Origin of the sequence: Christiangramia sabulilitoris (assembly GCF_007050985.1) — a bacterium.
In the GTDB taxonomy this organism is placed as follows: domain Bacteria; phylum Bacteroidota; class Bacteroidia; order Flavobacteriales; family Flavobacteriaceae; genus Christiangramia; species Christiangramia sabulilitoris.
The window spans coordinates 636,471-659,951 of the sequence record NZ_VHSF01000001.1 but is presented as its reverse complement, the minus strand read 5'-3'; the positions used below and the strand labels follow the sequence as shown (position 1 = coordinate 659,951).

The window sequence follows — 23,481 nt, the reverse complement described above, 5'->3', positions numbered from 1 at the left end:
AAATTTCTATGAAACTAAAAATTGAATTATGAAAAAACCAAAGGTGAAAGTAGATGTGATTGAGGCATCTAGCAAAAAATCGAAGAACAATTCCCGACGGAAGTTCATCAAATTGGGAGGACTTGGAATTGCAGGATCGAGTTTCCTGCTCTATGGTTGTAACGAAGATGATCTTTTTGATCCCGGAGGAGAAAGAGAACGGCCACAACCACAGCCTGAACCAGATCCAGATCCGGAAGTATTCGATCTGGGAAGCGGAGATGTGGGGATCTTAAATTATGCCTATGCATTAGAGCAGCTGGAAGCAGCATTTTATACCCAGGTGAGAGCAGGCGGGTATTATGCCGGAGCACCTCAGGAAGAAAAAGATTTATTTGATGATCTGTATAATCACGAGGTTATTCACAGAGATTTCTTTAAAGTAGCTATTACTGCTGCGGCGGGAGAGGAAAACACGCTCCCGGACCTTGAATTTGATGTTTCCTCAATAGATTTTGATAGCAGGGATTCTGTTCTTGCTACAGCCATGGCACTGGAAGATACTGGTGTTGGTGCATATAATGGTGCGGGAGACAGGATAGCAGATGCAACCTATCTCACCCTTGCCGGAAAAATTGTTTCTGTGGAGGCGAGACATGCTTCCGCAATCCGTTCATTGATAAATCCTGATTCTGCAGACTTTGCAGGAGATGATATCATCGATGAGAATGGTCTTGACCTTGCTTATGATCCATCTGAGGTGTTTGAAATTGCCGGAGGTTTTATTTCTACAGATTTCACAGCAGATAATCTGCCAGAACCAATGACAGGAGCCTAATCTATTAAAATTTTAAAACAATATTATGAGTATTATAAAATTACTGGATGAATTTTCATCTGAAAAATTAACTGCCAGACATTCTTCGAGAAGGGAAATGTTTAATACGTTGGGGTCATTCGGAAAAAAGGCTGCCGCGGCCGCTATACCTTTTGGATTGGCGACCTCTGGAAAAGCCAGAGCTGCAACTGCGGCTTTCTTTCAGGAAAACTCAGCGGTGAGTGCCTTGCAACTGGCTTTAACCCTTGAATATCTGGAGGCTGAATTTTATATCAAAGCACTGGATTCTGGGGTGATTCCCGGAGGATCACGAGCTGAAAAAGTTTATATGCAAATTTCCAAACATGAAACAGCACATGTCGATTTTCTTAAAGCGGGTCTGGAAGGAGCAGGAGCAACTCCGGTAGAATCACCAACCTTCGATTTTACCGCGGGAGGTGCTTTCGATCCTTTCAATGAAAACAATACCGGTCAGGAAACGGCTTATGCCCAATTACTGGCTTTGGCGCAGGCTTTCGAAGATACAGGTGTGAGGGCCTATAAAGGCCAGGCAGCCAATCTAATGGGAACAGCATTCCTTGAGCCGGCTTTACAAATCCATTCGGTTGAAGCCAGACACGCTTCTGAAATCAGAAGGATACGTGGCCTGGAAGGTTGGATCACCTTAGATAACAGAGGTGAAGGTATGCCGGAAGCGACACAAGCTGTATATGATGGTGAGGCGAATGTAACTCAGGGTGGTGTGGATCTTACCACACTTTCTTATGCAGATCCTATAATTGGAGATCTAACAGAAGCCGTGACCCAGGCTTTTGATGAGCCAATCACCGCTGAAACCGCTACGGCGATAGCCGGATTGTTCATTGTGGATGAAGGCTAAAAGTAAACTTCAAATCATAAAAAAACCCTCTGATCAGAGGGTTTTTTTATGATTAATGATCAACTAACGGTTGATCGTTTGCTTTCTGTCTGGTCCTACCGATACCACAGTAATTGGCGTTTCGAGTTCTTTTTCAAGGAATTCAACGTAATCATTGAATTCTTTTGGCAGGGAAGAGGCATCTGTCATTTTAGTAAGATCTTCTTTCCATCCTTTAACCTCTGTATAGATAGGTTCAAGATTTTCAGGTTCAATATTATATGGAAGGTGCTTAATTTCCTCACCTTTATATTTATAGGCAGTACAAACCTTTAAGGTTTTGAAGCCACTAAGCACATCTCCTTTCATCATGATCAACTGGGTAATCCCGTTTACCTGTACAGCATATTTTAAAGCTACCAGGTCGAGCCAGCCACAGCGTCTTTTCCGGCCGGTGGTCGCGCCAAATTCATTCCCGACACGTCCCATAGTTTCTCCTACTTCATCAAAAAGTTCAGTAGGGAAGGGGCCACTCCCAACTCTTGTAGTATAGGCTTTAAAGATCCCGAAGGCCTCACCAATTTCCCTTGGAGCTACACCAAGACCTGTACATGCTCCGGCAGCGGTAGTATTCGATGAAGTTACATATGGATAAGTTCCAAAATCTATATCCAGAAGAGATCCCTGGGCACCTTCAGCAAGGATGGTTTTCCCGCTTTTCATGGCTTGATGCAGGTATTCCTCACTATCAATAAAGGTAAGTTCTTTCAAGCTTTCCACCGCATTGCAGAATTCTTTTTCTAGTTCCTGAAGATCATATTGTACATCCACGTCATAGAATGCGATCATCTTTTCATGTTTGTCTGCCAGGGCACGATATCTGTCTTTCCAGTCTTCCAGTTCAAGATCTCCAACACGCAGGCCGTTTCTTCCTGTTTTGTCCATATAAGTAGGACCAATCCCTTTTAGGGTGGATCCAATCTTTGCTTTTCCTTTGGAAGCCTCAGAAGCCGCATCCAGCAATCTGTGGGTTGGAAGAATAAGATGGGCCTTTCTGGAAATGATCAGTTTTGACTTGTAGTCAATATTATGTTTAGCAAGATTATCCAGCTCTTTCTTAAAAATTACCGGATCTATTACAACTCCATTCCCAACCAGGTTAATACTGTCATCATGAAAGATTCCCGAAGGTATGGTATGTAAAACATGTTTTTGCCCATCGAATTCCAGGGTATGCCCGGCATTTGGACCACCTTGAAAACGTGCAATAATATCGTATTTGGAAGTAAGAACGTCAACTATTTTTCCTTTTCCTTCGTCCCCCCATTGAAGACCTAGTAGTAAATCTACTGCCATGAATTTTTGAACTTAATTGGTTGATTTTTTATTTCCGTAAAAGTAAAGAGAATGTTTTTTGATCTCAATATCAAAAACCTCTTCTATGGTTTGTTTGATACTTTGTATTCTGGGATCGCAAAACTCAATAACCTCGCCGGTATCGGTAAGAATTATATGATCATGCTGGCGGTCAAAATATGACTTTTCATATTGCGCCTGGTTTTGTCCAAACTGATGCTTCCTAACCAATGCACATTCTAATAATAATTCAATAGTATTATATAAAGTGGCGCGGCTCACCCGATATTTCTTGTTCTTCATTTTTATATAAAGAGACTCAATATCAAAATGGTCATCAGAGTTATATATCTCCTGAAGAATAGCGAATCTTTCCGGGGTTTTCCGGTGTCCTTTTTCTTCAAGATATTTGGTGAAAACGTTTTTAACGACCGCCTGATCGTTTTTATTTACGACTTTTTTGCTCATAATTTGCTGTACAAAGGTAAAAGTTTATTCACGGCTAACCTTGTCTATCCCGTTAATTTTTTTAAGCCTTTGGATGATGGTATTCAGGATATTATTATTCTTTACTACCAAAGTGATCCGGCCGCTGAAAACTCCGTCTGAACTATCGAAATTAAGGTTTTTCATGTTTACGTGCAGGTTGCTGGAGATTTCCCGAGTCACCTCACTTACCAGACCAAGATTGTCTATTCCTTCAAGATTAATAACCGCCTTGAAGTCCTGCTGTGAACTGTCTATCCACTTTGCCTGGATGATTCTGTATGCGTAATTACTTTGCAGCTGCAGGGCGTTGGGACAATCTTTTTTATGCACCTTAATACCATCGTTCACAGAGATAAAGCCAAATACATTATCCCCGGGAATAGGGTTGCAGCAATTAGATAGTTTATATTCAAGTTTCTCCTCTTCTTTACCAAAGACAAGCTGATCATATTTTGCTGTAAAATCTTCGTTGTCTAGCTCGGTTGAAATCTGAGGTTTCTTGATCTTGCTTTTAAAATAACTAACCAGGGAATTGCTTCTTGAATTGGCAAAATCCTTCAGCATTTTATTGTCGATCTTGCCTATCCCCACCCGGTAGAACAGATCCAGACTGGTTTTTAAATTGAAAAAGACGACCAGTTCATTAATAGACTTTTCATTGAACTGTATCTTCTGTGCTTTCAGCTTTCTCGCAAGAACTGCCTTTCCTTCTTCGGCGATCTCTTTTTTCTCCTCTTTTAAAGAAGATTTAATCTTCGCTCTTGCTCTGGCCGTAGTAGCATAATCCAGCCAGTTAATATTAGGTTTGGCGTTGTCTGAAGTTATAATATCAACCTGGTCGCCGCTTTTTAACTCATGGCTAAGGGGTACGAGTTTATTATTCACTCTCGCGCCACGGGTATGCAGTCCAATTTCTGTATGTATACTGAAGGCAAAATCCAGTGGAGTAGAGCCTTTTGGTAAAGACTTCAGATCTCCCTGCGGTGTAAAGACAAAGATCTCCTTGGAATACAGGTTTAATTTAAATTGCTCTACAAAATCCACCGCATTTACATCCGGGCTTTCAAGGGCTTCCTGTAACCTGGTAACCCATTCTTCAAAACCTCTTTCTTCCTTATTATTATCTCCCTGCTTATATTTATAATGCGCGGCATAACCTTTTTCGGCGATCTCATTCATCCGCTCACTTCTAATCTGGACCTCAACCCAGCGCCCTTTAGGCCCCATTACGGTGATATGCAAAGCTTCATAACCGGTGGATTTCGGTGAAGATATCCAGTCTCTAAGTCTTGTAGGGTTAGGTCTGAAGTGATCTGTAACTATGGAATATATTTTCCAGGCCAGGAATTTTTCCTGTGAGGGATCACTGCGATAAATAATCCTGATAGCGAACTTATCGTAGATCTCATCAAAATCGATATTCTGAGCTTTGATCTTTCGGTTTATCGAATAAATCGATTTTGGCCTGCCTTTAATATTATAATCCAGGTCTTCCTTATCCAAAGAATCCTGGATCACCCGGCTAAATTCCTTAATATAAGCATCCTGGTCTTCCTTACTTTCCTTGATCCTGGTGAGTATATCGTGGTAAACCTCCGGTTCGGTATATTTTAAACCGAGGTCTTCAAGTTCTGTTTTGATGTTATACAGACCAATCCTGTGGGCCAGTGGTGCATAAATATAAAGGGTTTCCGAAGCTATTTTAACCTGTTTGTCTGGACGCATGGCATCCATGGTTTGCATATTATGAAGCCTGTCTGCGATTTTAATAATAATAACCCTCACATCGTCATTAAGGGTAAGAAGCATTTTCCGGAAATTCTCTGCCTGTAGCGAAACATCTTTATCTTTCTTAAGGCTGGAAATCTTGGTAAGGCCGTCTACGATCTTGGCGACGGTTTCCCCAAACATCTTCCTAATATCTTCCAGGGTATACCTGGTATCTTCTACCACATCGTGTAGCAGAGCTGCAGAAATTGAAGTAGCGTCCAGACCAATTTCTGAAGCCACAATTTTAGCCACGGCAATAGGATGAAAAATATAAGCTTCACCAGATTTTCTGCGCTGGTCTTTGTGTGCGTCCACAGCTGTATCAAACGCTAAACGGATTAATTTTTTATCATCGTCGCTCAGGGTTTGATAACTTATGCGCAACAGCTCTTTATACTGTCTGGCAATTTGCTTGTTTTCTTTTACTATAGCCGCCTCTGTCATAGGTTAAAAATACAATTAAGATTAAAAGGAAACAACTAGTGCCCGGTCTTTAGATTGCGATACCGCTGTAAGAGACTGGGGTGAGAGTAATGTACAAAAATATAGGCTTTATGCGGGGTTAAATTACTTAATGTGTTTTTAGATAATTTTTTCAAACTGGAGATTAAAGAATTGCCATTAAAAGTGGCTTTGGCATAATTATCTGCCTGGTACTCAAATCTACGAGACATATAGTTCATAATAAGGCCGGTAACTTCAGAAATTGGACTGTATAAAATCCCAAATGCAACCAAACCAATATGGAAACTTGGTTGTGATACACTTAGGGCTTCAGAAAGTAGCGGGTTGCCAACGAATAACGATAGTAACCAGAGAGTAAACCCGGTGGTAAGGATGGAAGCCAGCAGGTTTGCAATAATATGGTTCTTTTTATAATGTCCAACTTCATGAGCCAGGACAGCAACGATCTCATCCTCTTCCAGGTCATTAATAAGTGTATCGTAAAGGGTAATTCTTTTTTCACTTCCAAATCCTGAAAAATAAGCATTAGCCTTAGTGCTCCTTTTTGAGCCATCTATCACAAAAATATTGTCCAGTTTAAAACCAACCTTTTGGGCATATTGTTCAATCTTTGTGCGCAATGAGCCCTTTTCCAATGGTGTTTGTTTGTTAAAAAGGGGTACAATAAGTTTTGCATAGAACATATTCATAAAGACAATGAAAACTGCGATCAGGATCCAGGCATACCACCAGAAATTATCGCCGGCTATCTGATAGAACCACACTATAAGCGCTAAAATACCACCTCCAATAACCGCAGTCATGGCCAGCCCTTTTAATTTATCCAGAATAAATGTCTTTTTGGTGGTCTTATTAAAACCATATTTTTCCTCGATCACGAAGGTGCTGTACCAGGAAAAAGGAGTTGTGAGTATATCACTTCCCAGCATTATAATGCCAAAGAAAATAAGCGCAATCCAAACAGGATTGTCTGAGATATTTCTGGCGATCGTATCTACATAAGCGAAACCTTCGAAAAATATAAAAGCCAGGGTGAGAAGTACAGAAAAGGTACTGGAAATTAATCCAAATCTGAACCTCTCTTTTTTATAGCGCTGTGATTTTTCATATTCCTCCTTTTCGTATACATCAGCAAGTTCTGTCGGAATGGGGTCATCAAAGTGTTTGGCATTAATCGCATCCAGGAACTTATCAAAAATAAAATCGATAATAATAATGCCAATAATGATATAAAATAGAGTTTCTGCAGTCAAGGGGATCAGGTTTGTGACGTATAAGTAATTCGTTGTCTTTTCGCCTCAAAAATAAGAATTCCTGCGGCGACAGAAACATTCATGGAGTCTATTTCTCCGTGCATGGGAATAAGAATATTTTGGGTGGAATTATCCAGCCATTCGTCACTAAGGCCTGTAGCTTCTGTACCCATTACTATAGCAGTAGGACCAGTAAAATCTACCTCGTGATAAGGCTGGGATGCCTGTAAAGCGGCAGAAAAGATATTGATATTTTGTTGCTGTAAAAATTTGATGATTTCAGAGGTTGTTCCTGTTGCGATCTTATTAGTAAAAATGCAACCTACGCTGCTCCTGATGATGTTAGGGTTATAAAGGTCGGTTTTAGGATTGGCTATGATTACCGCATCTACGGCCGCGGCATCTGCAGTTCTTAGAATTGCACCGATATTTCCCGGTTTCTCTGGAGCTTCTGCTACCAGAATAAGCGGATTGGATTGGCGAAATTCTAAATTTTCTAAAAGGTGATTTTTAGTTCTGAATACCGCCATAATACCTTCAGTACTTCCGCGATAAGCGATCCTCTCATATACATCTCCCGTAAGTTCAGTAATTACAGCCGGTTGTTCTGTATTAATTTTCGAGAACTTTAAAAGTTGTTCAAAATCGACCTTTTCTGGTAAGAAGTAAAAATGAAGCGGGGAGTAGCCACCTTTCAGGGCAAGGGATATTTCCCTGAGGCCTTCCACTACGAATAAACCTTCCTTTTTGCGGTTCCTGGATTTTTCCTGCAGCTGAATCAGCCATTTGATTTCTTTATTCTGCGGGCTGCTGATCTGTTTTAACATAGGCGTAAAATTACGTAGATAATAGGCATAAAAAAAGTTGCCTGAAACCAGAAATGACGTCATCCTGAATTTATTTCAGGATCCCTAAAGATCAATTATTTAATCTAAAGCGAAACTGCCAGGAGTTTCAGACGTACGTGTCCTGATTTCAGACAACCTTAAAATTTCAGAGAAAACTATTCTCCTTCCTGCTCTTCGTATTTTTTTGAATATCTCTTCCAGAGCTCAGTCTGGTGTGTTGCCAGACTTATTTCCCTGCCATCAATAAATGCATGGGAAAGTATGTTGCCACGCATATCCAAAGCATCACCTTCAGAAATAAATAAGGTTGCAGATTTACCTTCTTCCAGGCTTCCATAATTTTCATCTATGCCAAGGATCTTTGCCGTATTCAAAGTAATGAGCTTTAAAGCATCTTCCTTATTCATCCCGAATGCTGCTACAGTACCGGCATAAAAAGGGATATTCCTGGTGTTCATTCTCTCCATTTGCCCGCTGCTTTCAATAGCAACAAGTACGCCTGCTTCGTGTAGCAGGTTTGCTAATTTGTAGGGATAATCGTAGTCTTCATAAGCCTGTTCTGGAGTGCTGTGAGGTCTGTTAACCAGCACCGGAATGTCATTCTTCTTTAAAGCATCTGCTACATCCAGTGCGTAATATCCACCTACAATGACCACATCACTAAGTGCGTGTTCTTTTTTAAACTGAATAACATCAAGAATTTCTTTTTCACCGTCTACATGGACATAAACTTTTTTATCACCACTAAATACCTGCTCCATGGCCAGGTAGGGCAGGTTCTTATAATCGCGGTTACCATCCAGGTATGCTTTGGAGGCAGCAAAGAAATCTGATAGATTCTGTACATTCTCCTGGTATTCCTTATTTGCTTTAAGGTCTGGATCCTCACCTCTCCACCAGCGTCCTCTGCGGTAAAAATCTGGCCAGTTAATATGTAAACCGTCATTCTCTTTGATCACGGCATCTTCCCAGTTCCACGCATCGAATTGCACGATAGATGAAGTCCCGGAGATTCTACCACCCCTTGGAACGATTTGTCCCAAAAGTACACCGTTTGGTCTCATGGACTCTACGATCTTGCTTTCAGCATTATAGGCGATCAAACTCCTGATATTAGGAAGCATTTCTCCCATTTCATCCTGGTCTACCGTCGCTTTAACGGCATCTATTTCAACCAGTCCCAGGGTAGAATTAGGAGCAATAAAACCTGGATATACATGTTTGCCTTTGGCATTTATGATTTTTCCCGGATATTGTCTTTTGGTAAGGCTGGCATCGATCACCTCGATAAGCTTACCATCTTCAAAAATTATCAGGCTGTTTTCAATTACCTCTCCATTTCCCAAATGAGCCGTAGCTCCTACAATTGTAACAGGGCCTTCCTGTTTGCCGGCAGGTGTCTGCTGTGCAAAGCTATTTCCTGAGATTATCAGGAGGGCGACGATGATATATGTATGTATAGTTTTCATTTTTCTTCTAAATTTTATTTTACTTCTTCCAGGAGATCACAGTGTACTCGTTGCTCTTCTTTTTTGATTACCGGCTGAGTTTTAACACCATTGTTCTTTGCCTTCAGCATCTGGCCGATAAGCTCATTTCGCTCTTTTCTGATATCAGCTCTCATCTGGCTGTCACGTTCCAGATCGAAATAGATCACTCCGTCTACCATTGTTTTTTCAGGTTTGGCGTAAATGGATAAAGGATGCTCATTCCATAATACTAGATCGGCCTGTTTACCTTCCCGGATACTTCCTGTAAGTTTATCGATATGGAGTAATTTCGCAGGATTTATAGTAACCATTTTCCAGGCTTCCTCTTCGCTCATCCCCCCATATTTTACACTTTTAGCCGCTTCCTGATTTAGTCTCCGGCTCATTTCCCCGTCATCACTATTTATGGCTACGGTGAGACCAACTTCATTCATGATCGCCGCATTATAGGGAATGGCATCATTTACTTCGTATTTATAAGCCCACCAGTCTGAAAACGTAGAAGCACCAACTCCATGTTCCTTCATTTTGTCGGCTACCTTGTATCCTTCCAGGATATGGGTGAAAGTATTGATATTAAATCCAAATTTTTCAGCAACTTTCATCAGCATATTGATCTCACTTTGAATATAAGAGTGAGAGGTTACGAATCGCTCTCCATTAAGGATCTCGACAATGGTCTCCATTTCCAGGTCTTTACGGAAGTTTTCTTCATTCCTGCTATTTTCATAGGCTCTTCCACGGCTAAAATAATCTGTGAATACCTGTTCCACACCCATTCTGGTTTGCGGAAATCTGGAACCACTCCAGTTAGATTGTTTTACGTTTTCTCCTAAAGCAAATTTTATAAATGGCGGTGCCTGCTCAAAGATCATGTCATCGGCAGATTCACCCCATTTTAATTTCAGGATCGCAGAGCGGCCTCCGATAGGATTTGCCGAGCCGTGTAATAATTGAATTGTGGTTACACCACCGGCCAGATTTCTATAAATATTGATATCTGTTGGGTCCACCACATCTTCCATGGTTACTTCAGCAGAAGAATTATGTCCTGATTCATTAATGGCCGAAGCAGCAATATGTGAGTGTTCATCAATGATCCCGGCGGTAAGATGCTTGCCGGTTGCATCAATTACCCTGGCTCCGCCGGCACTTAGTCCCTGACCAACGTTTACGATCTCTCCATTTTTTACAAGAACATCTGTATTCTCAAGAACTCCTGTTTCTTCGCTGGTCCAGACAGTCGCATTTTTAAATAAAACATTTTGTTGTTCAGGTTGATTTTTAAAACCGTAGGCAACATTAGGATAAGTTACCGCGACGATAGACCGGGTTTTATCCTCTTTTTTCTTCTTATCTTTTTTATCCTTGTCTGTACTTTCCTTTCTCACCGCCTGGAACCTGGTTTCTTTTCCATCAGGTAAAATAGCTTTACCGGAAAATGTATCAGTTTTAGACGGGATATTTGCCACCAGCCTGATGAATTCAGTTTTTGTAGTATCGGGAGAAGATAGTAGCAAATTCATCCAGTTATCATTAAAACTGATCTTGGATCCAATTTTGGTTTCTCCAAGTTTTACATCGGTTTTAGGGCTTGAAGGCTCTCCGCTAATGTTGAGGCTATAGGTGTTATTATCGATTTTAAGATCGTAGTTACCTGTAATGTTCGTGACATCCATACTGTTGAGAACCTTTTTTTCTCCCTGTATCCAGTTCTCGTAAAGCGTCGTTTCCTTTTCAAAATAATCTCCCGAAGTAATAAGGAAATTTGCCCAGGCACCTTCCTGAATTACTCCAAGTTTTCCTTCTTTCCCAATTGTTTTCGCCGGAATTGTGGTAAGTGCTGCCAGGGCAGCTTCTTTGGTTAAACCGTATTCCACAGCCTTTAAAAGGTTGGTTCTGAAATCTTTTTCAGGATCTATAGAATTGGTGGTTAAGGCGAAAGGCACTTTATTTTCTGAAAGTACTTTTAAATTTGCCGGCGCCTGATTCCATTCTCTCATTTCTTCAAGACTAAGCAGGTTGGCCAGGTATGGGTCTTCCACATCAAAAGCATCCGGGAATTTAAGGGGAACTATGTAGGTGGCATTAGAAGCCTTTACTTCATTGATCCTTTGGTACTCGTTACCGCTACCTACAATGACGTATTGGATTCCAAATTCATCTCCAACTTTATCGGCCCTGAATTCGTTCAACAGATTATCGGTTGCAAAGATCTGTACCAGGTTTTTATTCTTATTCAATGCTTCCAGTGCCAGGTCCTTGTTTTTGGCATTTCCTCTGGCATACCATTCTGCATCCAGATAAGCCTGGCGTAATAAGGCCATAGTACCCATGGTAGAAGTAGGATAAGATTGTCTGGATTTTACACTTTTCTCAAAGCTTAAATATTGTGAAGAACGCTCGTCAAGTATTCTGTCTCCTTCGCTAACCTCAGGAGTTAAAGCTACGAGCATTCCGGTACCCCGAACAATTCCATCAGGGACGTGAGTATTTACCACCCCAAACCCGGCTTTGTGAAGTTTTTCAGCTTCTTTAGAATCAAAACTGAATTCAGCAATAGCTTCGGTATCTGGTCTAATATGGTCGTTCCAGTAGTAACCTTCTCTACCCGCATCATACTGTGGACCATTACCGTTTTCTGCTCTTTTCGGTTTCGGAATCCCAAAGTCTGTATATAGGTCGATAAATGATGGGTATACTTCTTTCCCTTCCAGATCTATCACGATGCTGTTTTTAGGGATATTGATAGATTTAGCAACGGCGGTTATTCTACCTTCCCTGATCGCAAACATTCCTTTCTCGAGCACGTTTTTTGCATCGAGGTGGATTTTTGCATTTTTAAATACGGTATAATTGGTATTTCGGGATTTAACACCATCATTCTTGGGGAAATATTCCTGTGATTGCGCTGTGCAAAAGCAGAGGAATAGACCCAGGGTCAGCAATTTTAATTTCATAAAGTTCAATAGATTTAGAGTAATAAGGATTGGTCTAAAATTTAAGGGCATTAAAGTAATAAAAATAAGCTAATTCACCATTGTTTACAGTGCATTCCGCGTGTCGTCGAAATAATTTACCAGCAGCGCCACTACATAACTATAGCTTTTCATTCCGTCTGTCTGGTTATTTGCAATTAAATAGCGATTATAGGTGGCTTTAAAAATTGGTTCGAAAGGATTTTGATGCCTCAACCAGAAGGCATCTACTTCCCGGTAATTTGCCAGGATTCCGGGATTCATCTTTTCTATTAAATTTTCGGCCTTTGTTTTATCTCTACGGTAGAGTTCGCTCAGGCAATAACTGAGTGCGAAAGTATAACCGGAATATCTAAAATATTCATTGGGATGGTTCATGGTAACCAGGCAGGCAATGAAGTTAGCCTCGTTTTCCTTAGCAAATCCAAGCTGGTGTCCAATTTCGTGACTTGCGGTAGTAGGAATCTTATAAGGCAGAATGATCGTATTTACCTGAGCCTCGTTGGTGAGTGGGTTCAGATATCCATTAAAACCCATATAAGTGAGAGGTAAACTGTAAATGGAACGTTTTAAAGCCTCACCATTATAGGTTAACTCCGGATATTCCTTCCGGATGTTCTCATATCCGGCCACCGTGATCTCAAATAATTCGTTTTTGGTAAACTTATAATCCACCTTAACTGAATCATTCGATGCCAGTTCAGAATGAATTTTATTCGATTTGTCTATGAGGATCTCAGTTAAGCGTACCAGGCTTTCTGTGGTATATTCATTTTCTATTTCCAGACTTTTATGCAATGGTAGACGATAATAATTGAAACCCCAGAACAGGTGAAAGCAGAAATAGATCACAGATAAGGTGGCAAGCGCATCTGGGATCCACTTCCCGGGAACTTTAAATTTTTCGGAAATTCTGCGCACCAGCCAGGCGATCAAAAGCAAAACCAGCATTCCATAGAGAAGGTCACCCAGAGAAAAAGGAATAATACCAAGGCTGTATCGCATAACCCTGGAGATTAGCGGGTATATGCCCAACGAATAATATTTCTCCACGAAGTCTGGAAACCTGGAAAGTATATTTATACCAATGATCTGGACCGGAAATAGAATAGCAAGAAGGAGGACAGATTTTCGCTTCACGATTTAAAAATACAAATATTAGTGAGGGATCAAATTTTCGAAATCGGTAAATTCGAATACCTTTGTGAAGATACCAAAAATTAGATCAATGAATGAAGAAATAAGAGGGCTGGAGCCCAGGGTTCTATGGAATAAATTTGCCGATCTCAACGCGGTTCCCAGGCCTTCAAAAAAAGAAGAGAGGGTTATAGAATTCATAAAAAATTTCGGAAATAATTTAAATCTCAAGACTGTGGTAGATAGCGTGGGTAATGTAGTTATCTACAAACCTGCTACAAAGGGCATGGATAGCCGCAAGAAGATCGTACTACAGGCGCACCTGGATATGGTGCACCAAAAAAATAACGACACAGATTTCGATTTTGACACCCAGGGCATAGATATGTATGTGGATGGTGACTGGGTTCGTGCGAAAGGCACTACTCTGGGAGCCGATAACGGCCTTGGCGTTGCCACTATGATGGCGATCCTGGAAAGTAATACCATAGAGCATCCTGCGATCGAAGCGCTTTTTACAATAGATGAGGAAACCGGGATGACGGGCGCTAAAGGTTTAAGCCCGGACCTGCTTGAGGGGGACATCCTCTTGAATCTGGATACTGAAGAAGATGATGAAATTGGAATAGGATGTGCTGGAGGCGTTGATATTACCGCAACCAGGAAATATGACGAGGAAAAATTACCGGATACCTATCGTTCTTATTCCGTAAAGGTAAGAGGACTCATGGGAGGACATTCGGGAATGGATATCATCAAAGGGCTTGGTAATGCTAATAAAATGATGAACCGCCTGTTGTTGAATACTTCGGAAGATTTAAAACTTCGAGTTTCTGAGATCAATGGGGGAGGGCTTAGAAATGCAATTCCACGTGAAAGTGAAGCTATTGTAGCCGTGCCCGATACCGAAGAGGAAAGTTTTAAAAAAGCTCTTGAATCCAGGGCTGCAGATATAAAAACTGAATATGCTTCTTTAGAGCCTAATTTAAAGATCGACATTCAGAAAATAACCACCCGGAATTCTATTATGGATCTAAAGTCTCAGCGCGATGTTCTTTTAGCGCTCGCCGGAGCTCATAATGGAGTGTACAGAATGAGTCCTGAAATTGAAGGCCTCGTGGAAACATCCAATAATGTGGCGAATGTTACTGTAAAAGATGGGGAGGTAAGAATTAAATGTCTTACCAGGAGCTCTGTGGAATCATCGAAGGATGATCTTGCCAGTTCGCTGAAGTCTGTTTTTGAACTTGCAGGATTCGAGGTGAAGCTTTCTGGTGAATATCCGGGCTGGGCACCAAATAGTGATTCAGCCATTCTTAAAACCCTGGATGAGATCTATGAGAAATTAAATGGAGAAAAGGCAGACGTTGCAGCCTGTCACGCAGGCCTGGAATGCGGGATCATAGGTAGTCATTATCCTGAAATGGATATGATCTCCTTCGGGCCAACCATCAGGGGAGCGCATTCTCCAGATGAAAGAGCGAGTATTAGTTCAGCACAGAAATACTGGAAGTTCCTTCTGGAAGTTTTAAAGAATATTCCTGAAAACTAGAATCAGGAATAGGTGTAACAAAAAAGCCCTCAGCTTAATTGCTGAGGGCTTTTTTAGTTATGAAAATTTCTTTTCGGCTATTTTGAAGCCTCCTCGTCCATTTTTACAAGTTCTATTTTGAAGATCAGGTCTGTATTTGGAGGAATTACACCGCCGGCACCTCTTTCCCCATAACCAAGATGGCTTGGAACCCATACTAAAGCCTCGTCACCAATGCTCATTTGCTGAATTCCTTCCTTAAAACCTGGAATCATAGGAGCGTCTGGTCCATAAACGGTAGGCATAGGATTGTATCCGCCACTAGATTCACGACGGTGGTCATAAATACCTAGCTCTTTAGCAAGTTCCATTTTGTTAGTGTCGAAAATAGTACCATTAGCGAAATAGCCTTCGTAATTAACATTTACGGTTTGACCATTCTTAGGCTTTTCTCCATCACCTTTATTTAGAAAGTAAATTTTCAGACCGCTATCTAAAGAGTCTGCCTCGCTTTCAAATTTTTGAAATTCTTTTACTTTTTCATCAGCTATCTCCTGCATCTTTTTAGATTCAGCTTCTTTTTTTGCTTCTATTTCAGCCAACTGGCCTTCAAAACTTTTTGAAGCATCAAAATTCTTAGCTGCTTTCCCTTTGCGAATGATGTTCACTTCTTTCATTACCACATCGGTTACGGGACGGTCACGTGGTCCTGTTTCTACTTTCCCGATAGAATCCACAACATCCTGGCCTTTTACGATCTTACCAAAAACGGTATGTCTTCCATCAAGTTGCTGCACGGGAGCAAGAGTGATAAAGAACTGGCTTCCGTTGGTTCCCGGACCGGCATTAGCCATAGAAAGGACTCCTTTAGCATCATGGCTTAAGGAATCAACGAACTCATCTGGATATTTATAACCCGGTCCACCGCTACCTGTACCTGTAGGGTCACCACCCTGGATCATAAAGCCATCGATAACACGGTGAAAAATAAGACCGTCATAATATTTCTTGTCCTTATATGTGCTGTCTACCATAGTGCTTGTACCTTCCGCAAGGGAAACAAAACTCGCTACGGTCATTGGTGTTTCCTCAAAGTAAAGTTCAGCAACTATAGGTCCCAGGGAAGTATTGAATTCGGCATACATTCCATCTTCTAATTCCGGGTATTCCTCATTGCAGGCGAATAAGGAGAATGCTAGTGTTAATAGTAAAAAAATGCTCTTTGTTTTCATATGTAAATAATTGTTTTCTGGTTCAATAAAATGTACCCCACCGGTTCTTTTCGTTACACCGAAGAGGTTCATTTGTTTTTTAATTATTGTTTTCCTGTTTTATTTCATCTTTGATCTCGTGCAAAGTCACCCTTGCAGTAATAGGTTTATTACTTCCAATCCTGTCTCTATCCCCATAATAGCCAAAGGCTTTATGAGAAGGGAAAAGAAAGGTTACAGTTTCTCCTTCTTTCATGATCTTAAGACCCTGTCTTAAACCTGTAAATAATTTCTCCTTATCCATCGCGTATTCGCGGGTTGGTTTTTCCCCTTCAGCATAAATAGGCTCACCTTCAATAGTAGAAATAGTATAGTCAAATACCACCACGTCTCCAAATTGGGGAGTTCTGGTATTAGTACTGTCTGTAGATTTTTGATTATAGTAATACCAGAAGCCTTCCGCAGAATCCAGGTATTCGGTACTGCTGTTTTCTCCCATTACCTGTTTGATATAATCTTCTTCCTCAGCGATCATTTCCTTATTTCTTTCTACAGACTCATCTATATAGGATCCCGAATTCTGGGTAACCGGATATCTGGCTTCCGGCGATTTACATCCGGCTACAGAAAGGAATATTATTACTATGATGAAAATTCTCATTTTTTAAGCTGTTCAGAATATTGTGGTAAGATCTCATTGAATTTCACGATAGTATCATTCAAGGATAAATTACTTTTACCACCGGCTGCATTGATGTGGCCTCCACCTTCAAAATGTGCCCTGGCAAATTTGTTTACATCAAAATCTCCTTTAGACCTGAAGGACATTTTGATAATGTTCTCATTCTCTTTCTCGATAAAAATTACCGCGAAAATTATTCCATCCAGGGCTAGGCCATAATTTACAAAACCTTCGGTATCCCCCTTCTGGAAATTATGCCGGTCCAGTTCTTCCTGCGAAAGACTAATATAGGCTGTTCTCAGGTCTTTATTCACCTTAAGGTTTTGCAAGGCAGTACCCAGTAATTGAAATTTATTTTCAGAATTGGTATCGTAGATATTGTTATGAATTTTATCATTCTGTGCACCCTTATCTATAAGGTCTGCAATAACCCTGTGTGTATGGCTGGAAGTAGAGCTGAAGCGGAAGGACCCGGTATCGGTCATAATTCCTGTATATAAGCAGGTGGCAATTTCTGGTGTGATCATTTTAGCCGCGCGCAGTTTGTCTATAAATTTATAGACCATCTCGCAGGTTGAACTCATTTTGGAATCACTATAGGTATAATGCGCATAATCTGAAGGTTCCTGGTGATGATCTATCATTACAAACACTGCATCAGACTCAAGCAGAGCATCCTGCATGCTGCCACACCTGTTCAGGTCATTAAAATCCAGGGTAAAGACGATCTCAGCATTAGAGATAAGTTCATCTGATCTTTCCTTATCATTCTCATAAATGATTACCTCGTCATTGCCAGGTAGCCATTTTAAAAAATGTGGATAATCATTAGGCGCGATAACGGTTGCCTCATGTCCCTTATTTCTTAAAAAATGCATTAATCCAAGTGTAGAACCCATGGCATCGCCATCTGGTCCTTTATGGGGCACTATAACTATATTCTTTGCTCGGGCCAGTTCGGCCGTGATCTCCAGTATTCTTGTGTCTATCATAATCGGGGCTAAATATACAATTTAATAATACTTCAGAAATAATGCTTCCTTTAAATTTGCAATACAAAAATGAACTCATGAAGATAGTATTTAAGCTTTTTCCACTATTCCTTTTTTTACTTTCCTGCGGAAGCTCTTCCAGGATCAATCCTGAAAATGAAGCCGATTTTGTGATCGCTTTTGGTAGCTGTAATCGCGAAGATGCGCCGCAACCATTATGGAGTGCTATTCTCAAGAACAACCCCGATGTATTTTTATGGGGAGGCGATAACATATACAGTGATACCGATAATGCCAAAAAAATGAAAGCAGATTATCTGGTGCAAAAGCAAAATAAGGGTTATCAAAAAGTGCTGAATCAAACGACCGTTCTGGCAACCTGGGATGATCACGATTATGGACTGAATGACGGCGGAAAGCAGTGGCATTTAAAAGAGGCAAGTCAGCAGTTGTTTCTGGATTTTATGGATGTCCCGGCCAACAGTACAAGAAGGAGCAGGGTAGGAGTTTATTACGCTGAAGAATTTGAAACACCAAAGGGAAGCATAAAAGTGATCCTTCTGGATACCCGGTATTTTAGAGATGAATTAAAAGAGAATTTAGATCCAGAAAAAAGATATGCGCCTTCTGAAGGGACCATTCTTGGGGAGCAGCAATGGGCATGGCTGGAAGAGGAGCTGAATAATAGCGAAGCCGATTTCAATGTTATTCTGTCAAGTATACAGATCCTTTCAGCAGAACACGGGTTTGAAAAATGGGCTAATTTCCCTTCTGAAGTTGAGAAACTTAAAGAATTACTGATCTCTTCCAAAGCCAGAAATGTCATCCTACTAAGCGGAGATCGCCATATTTCAGAATTTTCAAAAACCAGAGTAGAAGGTCTGGATTATCCCCTGGTGGATTTCACCTCTAGCGGACTTACCCATACCTATGTAGATTTTGACGGTGAGCCTAACAGGTACAGGGTAGGAGAGGTAGTGAAGTACAAAAGTTTTGGGTTGTTGAAATTCGATTTAAGTAAAAAGAAAGTGCTCATGGAAATGCGGGGTGAAAACAATAAACTGCAGCAGGATTATCTGGTTGAATTTCAGTAGGTGAACATAAAAGCTTAAAGGGCTTGTTTATGGAAAGGAATTATTTATTTTTGCACGGAATTTAAAAACCATACAATGGCAGATAATAGAACATTCACCATGATTAAGCCAGATGCAGTAGAGAACGGGCATATTGGTGGAATATTAGACCAGATCACAGCTTCAGGATTTAGAATCGTAGCGATGAAGCTTACTCAAATGACTCAGAGAGATGCTGAAACTTTTTATGCGGTGCATAAAGAGCGTCCATTCTTCGGGGAATTAGTTGAGTTTATGACTCGTGGTCCTATCGTTGCAGCTATTCTTGAAAAAGATAATGCTGTTGAAGATTTCAGAACTTTGATTGGAGCTACAAACCCAGAAGAGGCTGCTGAAGGAACTATCAGAAAAAAATATGCGACCAGCATTGGAGAAAATGCGGTTCACGGAAGTGATAGCGATGAGAATGCACAGATCGAAGGTGCTTTCCATTTTGCAGGAAGAGAGATGTTCTAAGAGAACAATTTCAATAAATTAAAAAACCGGACTCAAAAAGTCCGGTTTTTTTATGTCTGTATTTTGATGAATTTGAGATGCTGAAACTCCCGAAACTTCGGAATAGCATAACGAAATCCCTTGATTATCGTCACCCTGTCCCGAGAATTCGGGAGGTTCAGGGTCTGTTTTTAGGTATTGAAACCTGAGATGCTGAAACTCCCGATGCTTCGGTGCAGCATGACGTATTATCTTCTGGTCGTCATCTTGAACCAGTTCCAGGTTCTCAATTTGCAGTAAAATTCATCAAATTTAGCGCGGTTGGTTTGACAACTTATGGATTGTAGAATTGTAACTTTTAGAATGTAGATGCTGAAATAAATTCAGCATGACGAAATTCCATGGTTATCGTCACCCTGTCCCGAGAATTCGGGAGGTTCAGGGTTTGTTTTTAGGTATTGAAACCTGAGATGCTGAAACTCCCGATGCTTCGGGACAGCATGACGGATTACCTTTTGGTCGTCAGCCTGAGCTAGTTCCAGGGCTTTAATGAATTCCTTTATTTTATAAGTGGTTTCTTAAGGAAAAGAGATCTCAAAATATATCTGCCATTCTGATCTTTGTCCAGTCTGGGTGAAAGAACCAGGGTAATTACAGCAGCGGAGATCATCATATAGAGATGGCGCAATTCGGGAAAAATATAGCTGATGAGGTACCTGAATATTGAAAATATGGTGATAAAAGAAATAAAATAGATCAGGAATACTTTTATATTATGTTTCATTTCGACCGTTATTTATTTTATCTCAAAACCAGTTTTGAAATAAGTTCTTTGCCCATTTCCTCGTTGAGGTTCCTGATTATCTTTTCTTTCCCGTAGCTCAATTCCTCTCTTAGAACCGAAGAACTTAGCTGTACATAAAGAGTATCTTTTTTTAATAATAGATTGGTAGTATATTTTTCAATTGCCGGGCCCATCTGGCTATTCCAGACATCCCTGATCTTAACCTGGTTAAGCCCTTTATCCAGTTTGTTTTCATCTACGAAACTCTTAAGCAGATCGCCCAGTTTCATTTCTTCATTCTTCCGTCTTTTCTTCATTCTTACTTAGTAAAGGTTTATAGCGTTGGTAATAATAGGTTTTATTGTCCCGATTTAAAATGACCAGATTCTCGCTGGTTGCCTCAAGAACTTCTTCCTGCCATGTGTCAAATGGCGTCGAATAGTAGAGAATAAGACTATTGTCTTCGATCTTTGCAGTTATCTTTTCTAAATCATTGGAATTCTTGATAAAACCACCATCAATTTTAGGCTTTAGTTTCCTTCTGAAACCGGTTGAATCTGTTATTTCAATATAATCGATTAATTGACTTAACCTATATTCCACTACAGAATCGTTTTCCATTTGCACTTTTTCGATCTGCCAGTAACCGTTCAGGTTTTTTAATTGTTCTTTTGGATCATTCCGGGAACAGGCAAAAAGAATCAGAATTGTTAGAATTATAGCAAGTCTTTTCAAAGCTTAAAAATTTTATAGGATTGATTGCTGCTTTTCACCACTTTCTCTGTTCGGTCTGCGTGGGTGTCACTCAGGAAAATTTGTCCCAGTTCATTGGTCGCTACCAAAGCTACAATATGTGCTACCCGGTTTTCGTCAAGTTTATCAAAAATATCATCCAGTAAGAGGATTGGGTTTACCTTGCTTATTTGTTTGATAAAATCAAATTGCGCAAGTTTTAGTGCGATCAGGAAAGATTTTTGCTGACCCTGGGAACCAAACTTTTTAATAGGATGACCCGCTATCTCGAAACTGAGGTCGTCCTTATGTGTTCCTGCAGAAGTGTACTGCAAAGCCATATCTTTTTGCAGTTGCTCTTCCAAAAGGTTGGAAAGTGAATTGTCAAATAGCTGGCTCTTATAATTAATATGCACTTCCTCCTTATTATTCGTGATATCTGAATATCGTTTGTTGAAGATCGGGATAAATTCTTTCAGGAATTTCTTTCTTTTTTCAAACAGTTCCTGTCCCAGGCTGCTTAGCTGAAGATTGTATACTTCCAGAGTGTCTCTTTCAAAAGTATTGTTTGCGCCAAAATATTTTAAAAGGGAGTTACGCTGGGAAACCAATTTGGTGTATTGCAACAACTGGTTAAGGTATACCTGGTCACTCTGGGAAATGACCCCATCCAGGAATTTCCTCCTGGTTTCTGAACCTTCGATAATAAGGTCTCGGTCTGCCGGAGAAATAATTACCGTAGGGATAAAGCCTATATGCTCACTTAATTTTTCATAAGCCTTGTTATTTCTCTTAATGATCTTCTTTTGTCCCTTCTTGGCGCTGGCCAGGATCCTTTCAGATTTTTCATTTTTCTCAAATTCACCTTCAATGACAAAAAAATCTGAATCGTGATTTATATTCTGAGAAGTAATAGGGTTAAAATAACTTTTTCCGAAGGAGAGATGATATATACTATCCAGGACATTAGTTTTACCTACCCCGTTATTTCCAACCAGGCAGTTGATCTTTTCATCGAAATCAAATTCAGCCGTCTTAAGATTCTTGTAATTAAGCAGGCTAAGATTTTTTAAATGCATAAAACGCTGTATTTCAGCAGGAAATCGGTTAATTCCAGAGCGTGATTTTCGGCTCCCGAAGAAGCTGAAATTATATAAAAAATACAAATAATTTATCTTTTAATTTTCACAAAAAATTCTATTTTTGCCACGCATTAACAAATTTTTATGGCAACGTATAAGAAAAGAGGATACAAGCCTTCCAATAAGGAGGAGAAAGAACAAATCGCAGAACAGGAATCTACCACTGCAGAAGTTTTTAATACTTTAGACGAAGGAGCGAGTAGAACTGAAACATGGGTAGCCAATAATCAAAAATATATCTACATCATCGTTGGTGTGGCTATTGTTGCTGTTTTAGGATATTTAGGATATAACCGTTTTATATTGGAGCCAAAGCAAAATGAGGCTGCAAATGAAATGGCCCAGGCCCAGGATTACATGGCCTCTGCTCTTAGAGCTAATGGAACCGCCAGTGATTCTTTATACAATCTGGCTCTTAACGGTGGTGAAGGTAAATTTGGTTTTCTTGATATCATCGAGAACTATGGAGGTACAGATGCTGCAAACCTGGCAAAATACAATGCCGGTTTCGCTTATTTGAGAATAGGAAAATACCAGGAAGCCATCGAGCAACTGGAAGGATTTAAAAGTGATGATGAGATCTTCGCAGCTTTGGCAACAGGAGGGATCGGAGATGCATTTTTACAGCTGGATCAGCCTGAAGAGGCCTTAGGATATTACGAGAAAGCTGCTGAAATGAGATCTAATTCATTCACCACACCAAGATTTTTATTAAAAGCCGCGATCACCGCTATTAAATTAGGTGAGGCAGATGAAGCAGAGGAATATCTTCTGGAAATAGAAGATGAATATCCAGAGGCTCCTGAGGCAGACAAGGTGCCAATTTACCTTGGGCAGGCACGCGCTATGAAAAACTAATATATGGCTACAGAAGGTAATAACCTTTCACAATACGATAAAGATACGATCCCAAACGCGAAAGACTTTCGGTTTGGGATCGTTGTTTCTGAGTGGAATGACGAGATCACAGAAGGATTATTTCAGGGTGCTTTTGATGCATTTTTAGAGAATAATGTGAAGAAGGAGAATATTGTTAGATGGAATGTTCCCGGCAGTTTTGAGCTGATCTATGGTTGTAAGAAGATGCAGGAAAGTTTTGAAATGCTGGACGCGATCATCGCCGTGGGCAGTGTGATCCAGGGCGAGACCAAGCATTTTGATTTTGTGTGTGACGGGGTAACCCAGGGTATCAAAGACCTGAATATACAGAATGATATACCGGTAATTTTCTGTGTGCTTACAGATAATAACATCGAGCAATCCCGGGCAAGAAGCGGAGGGAAGCATGGAAATAAAGGCACTGAGGCGGCTATAGCGGCTATTAAAATGGCCCAGCTAAGAAAGGACGCTAAATTCTACAAAGGCTAGCAGAAAGCC

At 40.4% G+C, this 23,481-nt stretch carries 22 protein-coding genes; 7 read left to right on the top strand and 15 right to left on the bottom strand.

Annotation, left to right across the window (positions count from 1 at the left end; translation table 11 throughout):
- Window positions 1-28 precede the first annotated feature (28 nt).
- Window positions 29-817 carry a ferritin-like domain-containing protein gene (locus FGM01_RS03115; RefSeq protein ID WP_143409677.1) on the top strand — a complete coding sequence of 263 codons (789 nt, stop codon included), beginning with the start codon at window positions 29-31 and terminating at the stop codon, window positions 815-817.
- Window positions 818-842: 25 nt separating this feature from the next.
- On the top strand, window positions 843-1,697 hold the full coding sequence (locus FGM01_RS03110) for a ferritin-like domain-containing protein (RefSeq protein WP_143409676.1): 855 nt from the start codon (window positions 843-845) through the stop codon (window positions 1,695-1,697).
- A 63-nt stretch (window positions 1,698-1,760) separates the two neighbouring features.
- Here FGM01_RS03110 and FGM01_RS03105 read toward each other — a convergent pair whose 3' ends face one another.
- The 8 genes from FGM01_RS03105 to FGM01_RS03070 form a co-directional block, all read right to left on the bottom strand.
- Window positions 1,761-3,032 carry an adenylosuccinate synthase gene (locus FGM01_RS03105; protein WP_143409675.1) on the bottom strand — a complete coding sequence of 424 codons (1,272 nt, stop codon included), beginning with the start codon at window positions 3,030-3,032 and terminating at the stop codon, window positions 1,761-1,763.
- Window positions 3,033-3,044: 12 nt separating this feature from the next.
- Window positions 3,045-3,500 (bottom strand): Fur family transcriptional regulator, encoded by a 456-nt coding sequence (locus FGM01_RS03100; protein WP_143409674.1) that lies wholly within the window; start codon window positions 3,498-3,500, stop codon window positions 3,045-3,047.
- Between the two features lie 24 nt (window positions 3,501-3,524).
- On the bottom strand, window positions 3,525-5,735 hold the full coding sequence (locus tag FGM01_RS03095; RefSeq protein ID WP_143409673.1) for a RelA/SpoT family protein: 2,211 nt from the start codon (window positions 5,733-5,735) through the stop codon (window positions 3,525-3,527).
- Window positions 5,736-5,770: 35 nt separating this feature from the next.
- Entirely contained in the window at window positions 5,771-7,009 is a 1,239-nt protein-coding gene (locus tag FGM01_RS03090) for a M48 family metallopeptidase (RefSeq protein WP_143409672.1), read from the bottom strand.
- A gap of 5 nt (window positions 7,010-7,014) precedes the next feature.
- Window positions 7,015-7,836 (bottom strand): TrmH family RNA methyltransferase, encoded by an 822-nt coding sequence (locus FGM01_RS03085; protein WP_143409671.1) that lies wholly within the window; start codon window positions 7,834-7,836, stop codon window positions 7,015-7,017.
- A gap of 176 nt (window positions 7,837-8,012) precedes the next feature.
- On the bottom strand, window positions 8,013-9,326 hold the full coding sequence (locus FGM01_RS03080; RefSeq protein ID WP_143409670.1) for an amidohydrolase family protein: 1,314 nt from the start codon (window positions 9,324-9,326) through the stop codon (window positions 8,013-8,015).
- 14 nt (window positions 9,327-9,340) lie between these two features.
- The gene (locus FGM01_RS03075; protein ID WP_143409669.1) at window positions 9,341-12,307 is read right to left on the bottom strand and encodes an amidohydrolase family protein; all 2,967 of its coding nucleotides are present in this window, start codon (window positions 12,305-12,307) and stop codon (window positions 9,341-9,343) included.
- An 84-nt stretch (window positions 12,308-12,391) separates the two neighbouring features.
- Window positions 12,392-13,465, bottom strand: coding sequence for a DUF3810 domain-containing protein (locus tag FGM01_RS03070; protein ID WP_143409668.1), 1,074 nt, complete (start codon window positions 13,463-13,465; stop codon window positions 12,392-12,394).
- Window positions 13,466-13,553: 88 nt separating this feature from the next.
- Between FGM01_RS03070 and FGM01_RS03065 the strand changes: the two genes are divergently transcribed.
- Window positions 13,554-15,014 carry an aminoacyl-histidine dipeptidase gene (locus FGM01_RS03065; protein ID WP_143409667.1) on the top strand — a complete coding sequence of 487 codons (1,461 nt, stop codon included), beginning with the start codon at window positions 13,554-13,556 and terminating at the stop codon, window positions 15,012-15,014.
- Between the two features lie 77 nt (window positions 15,015-15,091).
- Here FGM01_RS03065 and FGM01_RS03060 read toward each other — a convergent pair whose 3' ends face one another.
- The 3 genes from FGM01_RS03060 to FGM01_RS03050 all read right to left on the bottom strand — a co-directional run bounded on the left by FGM01_RS03060 (window position 15,092) and on the right by FGM01_RS03050 (window position 17,878).
- Window positions 15,092-16,225 (bottom strand): peptidylprolyl isomerase, encoded by a 1,134-nt coding sequence (locus FGM01_RS03060; protein ID WP_143409666.1) that lies wholly within the window; start codon window positions 16,223-16,225, stop codon window positions 15,092-15,094.
- Window positions 16,226-16,304: 79 nt separating this feature from the next.
- Window positions 16,305-16,865 carry a gliding motility-associated peptidyl-prolyl isomerase GldI gene (gene gldI, locus FGM01_RS03055; RefSeq protein ID WP_143409665.1) on the bottom strand — a complete coding sequence of 187 codons (561 nt, stop codon included), beginning with the start codon at window positions 16,863-16,865 and terminating at the stop codon, window positions 16,305-16,307.
- Window positions 16,862-17,878, bottom strand: coding sequence for a DHH family phosphoesterase (locus FGM01_RS03050; protein ID WP_143409664.1), 1,017 nt, complete (start codon window positions 17,876-17,878; stop codon window positions 16,862-16,864). Before FGM01_RS03050 ends, gldI begins: the two co-directional genes overlap by 4 nt.
- Before the next feature lie 77 nt (window positions 17,879-17,955).
- Between FGM01_RS03050 and FGM01_RS03045 the strand changes: the two genes are divergently transcribed.
- Both FGM01_RS03045 and FGM01_RS03040 read left to right on the top strand, forming a co-directional pair.
- Entirely contained in the window at window positions 17,956-18,972 is a 1,017-nt protein-coding gene (locus FGM01_RS03045) for an alkaline phosphatase D family protein (protein ID WP_143409663.1), read from the top strand.
- Window positions 18,973-19,047: 75 nt separating this feature from the next.
- Window positions 19,048-19,467: a nucleoside-diphosphate kinase gene (locus tag FGM01_RS03040; protein WP_143409662.1), complete on the top strand. Its 420-nt coding sequence runs from the start codon at window positions 19,048-19,050 to the stop codon at window positions 19,465-19,467.
- A 538-nt stretch (window positions 19,468-20,005) separates the two neighbouring features.
- Here FGM01_RS03040 and FGM01_RS03035 read toward each other — a convergent pair.
- From FGM01_RS03035 to recF, 4 genes are read right to left on the bottom strand one after another with little or no spacing between them, the layout of a single operon-like run.
- Window positions 20,006-20,230: a hypothetical protein gene (locus FGM01_RS03035; protein ID WP_143409661.1), complete on the bottom strand. Its 225-nt coding sequence runs from the start codon at window positions 20,228-20,230 to the stop codon at window positions 20,006-20,008.
- Window positions 20,231-20,247: 17 nt separating this feature from the next.
- A complete protein-coding gene (locus tag FGM01_RS03030; protein WP_143409660.1) occupies window positions 20,248-20,547 on the bottom strand; it encodes a DciA family protein in 300 nt (99 codons plus the stop codon).
- Window positions 20,525-20,965, bottom strand: coding sequence for a lipocalin-like domain-containing protein (locus FGM01_RS03025; protein WP_143409659.1), 441 nt, complete (start codon window positions 20,963-20,965; stop codon window positions 20,525-20,527). The genes FGM01_RS03030 and FGM01_RS03025 overlap by 23 nt, the downstream gene beginning before the upstream one ends.
- Window positions 20,962-22,041 (bottom strand): DNA replication/repair protein RecF, encoded by a 1,080-nt coding sequence (recF, locus tag FGM01_RS03020; protein WP_143409658.1) that lies wholly within the window; start codon window positions 22,039-22,041, stop codon window positions 20,962-20,964. Before recF ends, FGM01_RS03025 begins: the two co-directional genes overlap by 4 nt.
- 147 nt (window positions 22,042-22,188) lie before the next feature.
- On the opposite strand from recF, the gene FGM01_RS03015 reads away from it, so the two are divergent.
- Together FGM01_RS03015 and ribH are read left to right on the top strand one after the other, a co-directional pair.
- A complete protein-coding gene (locus FGM01_RS03015; protein WP_143409657.1) occupies window positions 22,189-22,962 on the top strand; it encodes a tetratricopeptide repeat protein in 774 nt (257 codons plus the stop codon).
- Between the two features lie 3 nt (window positions 22,963-22,965).
- On the top strand, window positions 22,966-23,472 hold the full coding sequence (gene ribH, locus FGM01_RS03010) for a 6,7-dimethyl-8-ribityllumazine synthase (protein WP_143409656.1): 507 nt from the start codon (window positions 22,966-22,968) through the stop codon (window positions 23,470-23,472).
- The last annotated feature ends 9 nt before the right edge of the window (window positions 23,473-23,481 follow it).